General features: G+C 34.0%; 7 protein-coding genes. All 7 read left to right on the forward strand.

Going from position 1 to position 9379, the window contains the following annotated elements; translation table 11 throughout:
* Window positions 1–2124: 2124 nt before the first annotated feature.
* The 7 genes from V7122_RS22400 to V7122_RS22430 all read left to right on the forward strand — a co-directional run bounded on the left by V7122_RS22400 (window position 2125) and on the right by V7122_RS22430 (window position 9115).
* Complete coding sequence (locus V7122_RS22400) at window positions 2125–2814, forward strand: GntR family transcriptional regulator (RefSeq protein ID WP_335529244.1); 690 nt, start codon at window positions 2125–2127, stop codon at window positions 2812–2814.
* Window positions 2815–2824: 10 nt separating this feature from the next.
* The gene (locus V7122_RS22405) at window positions 2825–3994 is read left to right on the forward strand and encodes a M28 family metallopeptidase (RefSeq protein WP_335529246.1); all 1170 of its coding nucleotides are present in this window, start codon (window positions 2825–2827) and stop codon (window positions 3992–3994) included.
* A gap of 12 nt (window positions 3995–4006) precedes the next feature.
* Window positions 4007–4849, forward strand: coding sequence for an ABC transporter permease (locus tag V7122_RS22410; RefSeq protein ID WP_335529247.1), 843 nt, complete (start codon window positions 4007–4009; stop codon window positions 4847–4849).
* On the forward strand, window positions 4846–5634 hold the full coding sequence (locus V7122_RS22415) for an ABC transporter permease (protein WP_335529249.1): 789 nt from the start codon (window positions 4846–4848) through the stop codon (window positions 5632–5634). The genes V7122_RS22410 and V7122_RS22415 overlap by 4 nt, the downstream gene beginning before the upstream one ends.
* A gap of 25 nt (window positions 5635–5659) precedes the next feature.
* Complete coding sequence (locus tag V7122_RS22420) at window positions 5660–6742, forward strand: ABC transporter substrate-binding protein (protein WP_335529251.1); 1083 nt, start codon at window positions 5660–5662, stop codon at window positions 6740–6742.
* 13 nt (window positions 6743–6755) lie between these two features.
* Complete coding sequence (locus V7122_RS22425) at window positions 6756–7841, forward strand: ABC transporter ATP-binding protein (RefSeq protein WP_335529255.1); 1086 nt, start codon at window positions 6756–6758, stop codon at window positions 7839–7841.
* Between the two features lie 263 nt (window positions 7842–8104).
* Entirely contained in the window at window positions 8105–9115 is a 1011-nt protein-coding gene (locus tag V7122_RS22430) for a proline racemase family protein (protein ID WP_335355478.1), read from the forward strand.
* The last annotated feature ends 264 nt before the right edge of the window (window positions 9116–9379 follow it).

Consider the following 9379-nt stretch of genomic DNA (forward strand, 5'->3'; position numbering starts at 1 on the left):
GATTCATACTATTAATTGAACCTCTAACAATTAAATTATCTACTAGCATAGTTAATGTAGAGTTTTGTAGTAATGTTTCATAAGTATTCTGATATAATCGATCTAGCTTTTCTACTGAAACAGTATTTAAGCCTTCATGGAATTTAATGTCTTCTATATGCCGGTCCAAAGATTCTAAGTATATGACAGGAACTATGTATCTGTAATGATTTATGAAGGTATTAAAGAGTGAAAATAACTCCTTCTGAATTTTAACTAAATCTTCCCTTGTGTAAAAATCTAGAAATTCTAGATAGTTAGCTTGATTCTGTTTNNGCGAGTCTATTAGTGGCTTTTTAGATGAAAGTTCTCTAAAAACTGTTGTTACAAGTTTGCTAACACTAGATTCTTTTTCAAAAGGACTTATAGTTAATTTTGAACTTTCCCTTAATTTGTTTACTTCATTTTCTATGTATTCATCTTTTCTATTAAAATAAAGATTGGCAACTCTTTCGATTAACTTCCATTCATGGTTTATAAATTCAGGTAAAAAATTAAATAAAATTTGATATTTATTCAATTCTTCTTCGCTATGAGGAGAGTAACGAATAAAAGGTGAAAATAATGCTGCTTGGTATGTTTCTTCTGTTGATTTAACAATTTTTATTGAGGGGAACTCCCCGGATAATACGAGAATATACTCTTCTGCTCCTTCGTATTCATAGGTGGCATTGTTTAATTTATACTCTATACTAGCCTTTTCTTGATCTATATAGATATCTCCGTAAATATTGGTTAAGCATTTAGGACAAGAGAAGTGAACAGGATATTGATTTAGGATGCCAACTTGGAATTTAACTAAAGTTTTAGTATTACATACATCACAACTAACTATCTGAGTTCTAACAGCCATATTAAACCTCCTTTTTTCTAAATAGTATCATGATTTTGGCTAAAAATGGATCTTTATATTCACGGTTTGCTTGAATAGTATTCAACAGACAAACTATTCTTTGAATTGGCAAATTAATTAGTTGAAAAAAAAGCTATAAGATAAGCCATAGTATTTTTTCTAGAAGCAGAAATACAATAACTGGTTGTAATTATTAAATAACCAACTCTTTAATATCTATTTTGTATTGTTTACTGTTCTAATTTGTTAACATTTTGCTAACGCACTCACATAGAAAAACGGTAATCGCCGTTAAAGATGTTACAGCTAACAATATCCAAAATGGCGCATGATGTAATATTGACTTTCACATGTTAATATAATTATTAATTAAAAAGTATAAGGTAAACACTACTACATTAATATTTATCTGCGATCACTATCCAAGCCAGGTTGAATACGGAAACAATCTAAATAAAGTGATCAAAATATACACTCCCAATTCAATTTAAACAAACTTTACACATCATCTAGATAAAATATTGTAATATCAATACTTTTAGAGCTATTTTGACTCCGACCACCGGTATAACTAGGTAAAAACGATTTGAATTTAGAAACGATAAAGCACTCACAAATTTTGATACATCAATGTTTGTGAGTGTTTTTTGTTTTGTGGGAAAGTGGATGGAAAAGCTGGGTTTTGAAGTAATTTTATACATTTTTAACACATTTGCTAAACCTATCTAGTTAAAATCCCTTTTTATTATAAAGATTTGATTATTTCTAGTATCAAATTGTATGTAATGTAACATAAGAAAATAGACCATCTTTTTATACTCTTTAATTAATGAACCTGCGGCAGCAAGTTTCCTCCTTGTCAGCTCATCCTTGGCGGTATGCTTATTCCAATAGGCTTTATAAGGTTCAAACTTATTTCAGAGAAATTCAACAGCTTTCCGAAAGAGCTGCGAGTTCACGGTGCCATGATAATCTAAAGGTTATTTCGCAAGGTCCGAAGCAGATGAATGCCCCGCAGCTAAGCCTAGTTTAGAGGGGTATGCTGCATGATTTAATATAGTAGGACACGATACTCTTTTTCTTTCAAATAGCATTTTCATAATATGATAAATGATTACGTTTATTTAGTATTTTGTGTGTTTTAAAAATATTTAGAAAAATATATTGTAGATTGTATACAATATGTCGTATAATGAATTCAATACAAAAATGGAAGGAGGTTAATAATTGAGATGAAGTTAGATAAAATTAAATCTGTTTCTATTGCTTCGGAAGTTTTTAATCAACTCAGATTAAAGATAATTAATGGTGAACTAAAAAATGGACAAAGATTAGTAGAAATGGATCTAGCTAAGAACTTAGGAGTTAGTAGAACTCCAGTCAGAGAGGCTATTCAACGATTAGAACAAGAAGGATTAGTTGAAATACTCCCGAGAACACACAGCCTAGTCAATGGAATATCCTTAGAATCCATCAATGAAATTATCCTCATTCGTTCCTTATTAGAGCCTACAGCAGCTAAAGTTGCAGCAACAAAAATCACCGACGATCAGCTATTGAAATTAAAAAGCTATCTAGATCTGTCAGAAGTCTACTTTCAACAAGGTAGAGTTGATGAACTTATGAAGGTCCATGACTTATTTCATGCGGAAATCATCAAAACCTCTGGCTTAATTAGATTAGTTAATATTCTAGAAAATTTACATGATTATATAGTTCATTTTAGACATTCCTTTTTAAGTAGACCTCATCTAGTAGAAAGATCCATTAAGGAGCACTTAGAAATATATGAGGCTTTATGCAGAAGAGATCCAGACCTGGTTGAGGAAGTATTTATCAAACATTTAAGTGGAATTACAGATTATGCAAAAGTTGTAATGGAAGATAATACGCCTTCAGAACAAATAACTTCGAACTTATAGGAGGGTTGTAATGAATGATATTAAATCTACAAATGTTCGTGAGGAAATCAAAGAAACTATTCGAGTTTTAAGCGAGGAAGTAGGGCAAAGATTTGCTGGTACAGAAGGTGAATGGAAGGGGACAGACTATATTTATCAACGTCTTAGTGAAATAGGAGTAGAAGTTGAGAAGCAAGATTATCCTTTTATTGGTTGGGAGCCTAAAGGATCGCCTGAACTTGAGATTCTATATCCAATATCAAAAGTATTAAAAACAGCCTATCTATTATTTTCTGGGTCCACACCTAGTACCGGAATTAGTGGGAAACTTACATACCATGGGATAAAAGGATTGATACCTGGCGTTTATGATATGCCTTGTTACAACGTCTTAGGCGCAGAAGGCGAAATTTTAGCACAAATTGTTGTAAATAGCGGTGGCGATCCGATTGCATTACTGAATCCAAGATCAAAATTCCCTATTCCTGCAGTGGTTATGAGCTTTGAGGATCATCTTCATATACGGGAACTTTTAAATGAAGGTCATGAAATTGAAGTATTTGTAAAAGTGGAAGGAAATATTAAGGAGTGTAAATCTGCAAATATCATTAGTCATCCATACAAATCAAAAAATACCACAAATAAGAAAAAGGTAATTGTCTGCGCTCACTCTGATACTACATTAAACACTCCCGGGGCCTATGATAATGGTTCAGGTATAGCTGGAATCATTGAAATTGCGAGAAGACTACGCAGTGAAAATCATGATTTTCCATTTGATGTTGATGTCATTGCCTTTTCCAATGAAGAAGTCGGTTTTATCGGTGCAGACTATTATGTAAATGATCTAAAAGAGAGAGGAATACTTGATGAAGTGGCAGCTGTAATTAATCTTGACCAAATTAGTGCAGGAGACAAGATTTGGTCATGGGTTGGACCAGAAGATTTTCGTCAAAAAGTAAAAGATAGTTTTAGAGAATCTGGGGCTTATGAGAGAATCGATTTTGAAGTTGATGTTGATACTCCTAAGGCTGGGGCAGATGAATGGATGTTCCATCTAGAAGGTATTCCAACAGCATTGCTTATGTTTTGGAGATTACCAGACTATCACCGTCCAACAGATACAATAGAAAAAATTGAATATGATAAAGTGGAGCTTATTATTGAAACCGTTTTTAATTTACTTAAACGAATAGAGTAAGGGTGAACAGCTATGTCAAAAAAAACTATCGTCCTTCTATTGGCTCCGTCTGTCTTAATTCTATTGGGATTTTTCATTCTTCCTTTAATTGTTGTCCTTAATAATTCTATTTTGGATGAGAACGGAAGTATTACATTCCAGCATTATCTTTTATATTTTCAAGATCAACACTATTTGTCCATTACGTTCCGATCTTTAAAAATCTCTTTAATTGCAACTTTCATTACTCTGGTAATCGGTTATTTTATTGCATACTTTACAACCAAATATATTAAGAAAAAGCTGTTGAAAAGAATTGCTTATATCTTGATCATATCCCCATTATTTACAAGTGCAGTTGTCAGGTCATTTGGCTGGATGGTGATTTTGGGGAATAACGGATTTATCAACAAATCTTTAATGGGGCTTGGTATCATCTCTGAGCCGATAAAGCTTCTGTATAACGAAACGGGAATCATAATTGGCTTGGTGTATATCTTAGCTCCTTTTATGATCTTATCTATAACAACAGTTTTAGAAAATATAGATACTAGATTTGAAGAGGCTGCTGCCGATTTAGGACTAAGCCCATTACAAACTTTTATTAAAGTAACTCTTCCACTGACAGTCCCAGGTATTTTAGCTGGAAGTGTTATGGTTTTCTCTTTAGCTATCAGTGCATACGTAACACCTGCCATGCTTTCTGGAGGAAGAGTTCAATTAATTGCTACTGTTATCTATGAACAGATGATGCAAGTGTTTAATTATCAGTTTGGCTCAGCTGTTGCCTTTGCAGTCTTAATCTTTAGCTTCCTGATTATTGGACTGAATCATTATTTATTAAGATCTGATTGGGTTGAGGAGGGGAGACGTTGATTTCTAAAACATTTATGTGGATTGTGGGTTGTTTCCTATTTCTATTCCTAGCCTTCCCTCTGTTGGTTTTAATTAATGTTTCATTTACAGAACTAAATTATTTAAGCTTTCCTGGCAAAGGATTTACATTAAAGTGGTATCAGAAGCTTTTTGAAGATGTTTCTTATGTAGAGTCCTTCCTGTATAGCTTCAAATTATCCGGTGCAGCAACACTCTTAGCAATATTAATAGGTATTCCTGCTTCTTACGGTTTAGCAAGGAATACTTTTAAAGGAAAAGGGATTGTGATGAATCTAATTTCATCCCCTCTCTTGCTTCCTCAAATATTCTTAGGATTGGCTCTGTTACAGTTTTTTTACTACTTTACGAACAGCCCACAGAATTTCGTAACCTTAGTATTTGCACATATCGTTATTATTTTGCCATATGTTGTTCGGACATGCGTGAACAGCTTTATAGGGATAAGCCCATATATAGAAGAAGCGAGCAGGGACCTGGGTGCCGGAGCATGGAAAACCTTTTTCTCCATAACTTTGCCACTAATGAAATCAAGCATTATTGCTGGAACTCTATTTTCATTTGCTGTCTCTTGGATAAATGTAGAAGTGACCATTTTCCTTACTGCAGCCGATCAAATGGCACTTCCCGTTAAAATGTTCAATTATGTTCAGTATAATATCGATCCAATGATTGCTGCTGTTTCCGCTGTAACAATTTATATCGCTTTTATCCTAATTCTCATTATTGATATGTTAGTGGGAATTGAGAATATTGCCTCAAAATAAAACAGGACACTAGGGGTGCTTCTTTATGAAGAAATTAAGAGTGTATACAATATTATTCGTAGTTTTGTTAATGGTTGCTACTGGTTGTGGAAAGCCTGTTCAACCCAAAGGTGATGCAACTGAGGCTAATACAGATGTAAAAAGTCAGGAAATATCCATTGCCATTTTTGGTGGTGATTGGGGAGAAACTATTAAAAAGCATATTATAAAACCTTTTGAACAAGAGACCGGCATTAAAGTGAATATCATTGAAGGAAATTCAACAACAACATATTCCCGTTTATTACAGGAAAAGGGCTCTCCTACTATTGATTTAGCTTTATTGGATTCAGGAATTTCCGAATTGTCATATCAGAATGAAATTGTCGAAAAACTTGATAGTAGCAAATTTAAAGAAAGCGATTCTCTTTTACCAGAGGCATTTCAAGGAAATGATGAAGAAACATTTGGTGTAGCTCTTGGATATTGGGGTTTAGGAATCGTGTATAACAAAGATGTAGTTAATAATCCACCAAAATCTTGGAAAGATCTTTGGAATGACGAATACAAAGGAAAATTAACAATTCCTACACCTGCAACTACTGGAGGGCTCCCTTTATTAATGCAAATTTCTGAGCTGGAAGGGGAAGAAAAAGGGAAAGTAGAAAAAGGACTAGAAAAATTGAAGTCTTTAGAAGTAGTTGCATTTTTTGACGGATCAGGAGCTGCTACTAATTTATATCAAAGCGGAGAGGCTTCAGTTGGAGCTCATTATGGTGGACCCGCATATGTCATGATAGACCAAGGCTTGCCGATTGAGTTTGTCGTACCAGAGGAAGGCGTTCTAGGTGCAGGTAGTTTCTGGCATGTTGTGAAAGGTACAAAAAAATCTGATCAAGTTTATTCCTTCTTAAACTATGCTACTTCAAAGGCTGCACAGGAAGGAATCGCAAATGACTTATATCTAGCACCTGTTCATAAGGATGTTAAATTAGATGAAAAAACGCTTGAAAGAATGCCATATGGCAAAAATGGATCACTACAGGATTTAAAAATGCCAGATTACAATCTCATAAACAAAAACAGGGATGAGTGGAACGAACTCTGGAATAGACAAATGGGAAGTTAAGGAGGTTTCAATCATGACAGCGGTTCCATTAGCAGAAACCCGTACCTTATATCAGGCCGAAGAAAAAAATAGCATAATTGAGTTTAATGAGGTGACCAAAAAATATAATCAGGCAATTGCAGTTGATAACATTTCCTTAAGTATAAAAGAAGGGGAGTTCCTTTCCCTTCTTGGCCCAAGTGGTTGTGGTAAGACCACCACTCTTCGAATGATTGGCGGCTTTGAATTACCCAGTCATGGAAGCATAAAGATTGACGGTAAAGAAACAGGTAAATTACCACCTAATCACCGTCCAGTTAATACAGTTTTTCAAAACTATGCTTTGTTTCCTCATTTAAGTATCTATAATAATATCGCTTTTGGACTAAAGCAAAAGAAAATATCAAAGGCACAAATTACAAGCGAAACAAATGAAATTATCGAAATTATGGGATTGGAGCAGCATAAAGACAAATATCCAAGGCAATTGTCTGGCGGTCAGCAGCAAAGGGTTGCATTAGCTAGAGCTTTGGTGAACAAGCCCAGAGTATTGCTCCTAGATGAACCACTCGGGGCACTAGATTTAAAGCTGAGAAAAAAAATGCAGTTCGAATTAAAAAAGCTTCATGAACAATTTAAGATTACGTTTATTTACGTCACTCATGATCAAGAGGAAGCTTTAATCATGTCAGACCGAATTGCGGTTATGAACAGTGGGAGAATTGAACAAATTGACACTCCCGAACAAATTTATAGCAATCCAAAAACGCTATTTGTTGCTGATTTTATCGGAGAAACCAATGTAATAGATGTAAATTTATTACAAATCAAAGAAAAAGAAAATCTAATGAAAGAGTTTCCGCAAATCAAAACATCAAATAAAAAACTAGTAATTAGACCTGAACACTTAAAATTGACGAATAATTCCTATTCTTCAGACCGAATTTCATTTGATGTAAAAATAAAAAATGTTCATTTTGTTGGTTCAAAAAGAGTAGTTGAGTGTGTATCAGGTTCTCAGGAGATTATTATTAATCTACCTGATGAAGAAATTTTGGATTATTTAACTGAAAGTAGCATTACCTTGAGTGTTAGGAAGGACTTGGTTAGAGTACTCTAAACCAACAGCTATTGATCGTCTCCAATTTTCCATGGTTGTTATCATCATCTGGGCAATCGGCCAATAATAGCCGCCGATTGCAAGTGAGGTTTATAAATAACAGCTATAGCAAAGGTAGATATGCTTCAGGTAAGTAAATACAATATTTGGTTTATCCTAGTCTTGTTTATTTCTTAATTAGGAATAATATTCATTCCTGATGTAATGCTATATATTCCTAGATTAATAATCTAGTAAATTTAAATATAAGGGAGATATAAAAAATGAATTTTACAAATGTTGTACAAACTATTGAAACTCATACTTTTGGAGAGCCTACAAGAATTATTAATGGTGGATTATTAAAACTTAAAGGAAATACTGTAGCAGAGCAAAGAGACTATATGGCAGAACACTATGAATGGTTCCGTAACGCTCTCATTCAAGAGCCTCGTGGCCATCGTGATATGTTTGGAGCAGTTTTGTTACCTCCTCTTCGAGATGATGTTGATTTTGGTGTCATTTATATGGATAATACAAACTTTTTAAATATGTGTGGGCATGCAACTATAGGGGTAGCAACTGCAATAGTTGAAACCGGATTAGTTGAAGTGAAAGGCCCAGTAACTGAACTGGTTTTAGAAACACCTGCCGGCCTCGTTTACCCCCGAGTTAAAGTAGAAAATGGCCGCGTTGAGTCAGTGACTTTTACAAATGTTCCAGGATTCCTTGAACAAAGGGACGTTGTAATAGATGCAGGAGAACTTGGGGAAATTACGGTTGATATTAGTTTCGGTGGTAACTATTTTGCATGGGTTAATATTGAACAGTTAAATGAAGAAATCCATGTTTCAAATGGAACAAAACTTAAAGCATTGGCGAAAATTATTAAGCAGCATGTAAATGAACAGGTAAAAGTACAACATCCTACTAAACCTTATATTAACTATATTGATATTGTCACTTTTTATGGAAAGCCTCAGCTTTATCCGGAAGCTACTTATAAGAATGTTCATATGTTTAGTGAACAACAAGCTGACAGATCACCTGGTGGTACTGGGACAACAGCTATGGTCGCAAGAATGGTTGGAAGAAATGAATTAGATTTAAATGAAGAAGTAATTTGCGAGGGATTTGTTGGTGGTAAATTTATTGGAAAAGCTACTGAACGCACAATGCTTGGCGATAAAGATGCAGTTATTACAGAAATAACTGGATCAGCCTTTATTACAGGATTCCAAAATATTTTAATTGATCCAAACGATCCGTTTAAACACGGATTTATTGTAGATTAATATCACTAGAAATGTTGAGGCGAAGAGCGATCTAACAAATCGTCTCTTCGCTTTTTTGTAAAATACATTTTAAACTAGACAAATAATATACAAAATATATGTTCAATTCGCCTTTCTATATGTTTATACACATCATTTAATATAAAAAAATTACAACCTATATTATTTTACACAAATTTTACACATTGCTTCTGCAAAGCCTTATTTAATCAATATTTTGACCGTTTTTTCGCCCTCGACCACTGGTATCTTTAGGTAAAAAGA

Source organism: Bacillus sp. JJ1532, assembly GCF_036965085.1.
Lineage (GTDB): Bacteria > Bacillota > Bacilli > Bacillales > Cytobacillaceae > Cytobacillus.

Excerpts from the sequence above, each read along its gene's own strand:
- V7122_RS22425 (WP_335529255.1), top strand. The coding sequence starts at position 6,756 with ATGACAGCGGTTCCATTAGCAGAAACCCGTACCTTATATCAGGCCGAA.
- V7122_RS22400 (WP_335529244.1), top strand. The coding sequence starts at position 2,125 with ATGAAGTTAGATAAAATTAAATCTGTTTCTATTGCTTCGGAAGTTTTT.
- V7122_RS22430 (WP_335355478.1), top strand. The coding sequence starts at position 8,105 with ATGAATTTTACAAATGTTGTACAAACTATTGAAACTCATACTTTTGGA.
- V7122_RS22405 (WP_335529246.1), top strand. The coding sequence starts at position 2,825 with ATGAATGATATTAAATCTACAAATGTTCGTGAGGAAATCAAAGAAACT.
- V7122_RS22410 (WP_335529247.1), top strand. The coding sequence starts at position 4,007 with ATGTCAAAAAAAACTATCGTCCTTCTATTGGCTCCGTCTGTCTTAATT.
- V7122_RS22420 (WP_335529251.1), top strand. The coding sequence starts at position 5,660 with ATGAAGAAATTAAGAGTGTATACAATATTATTCGTAGTTTTGTTAATG.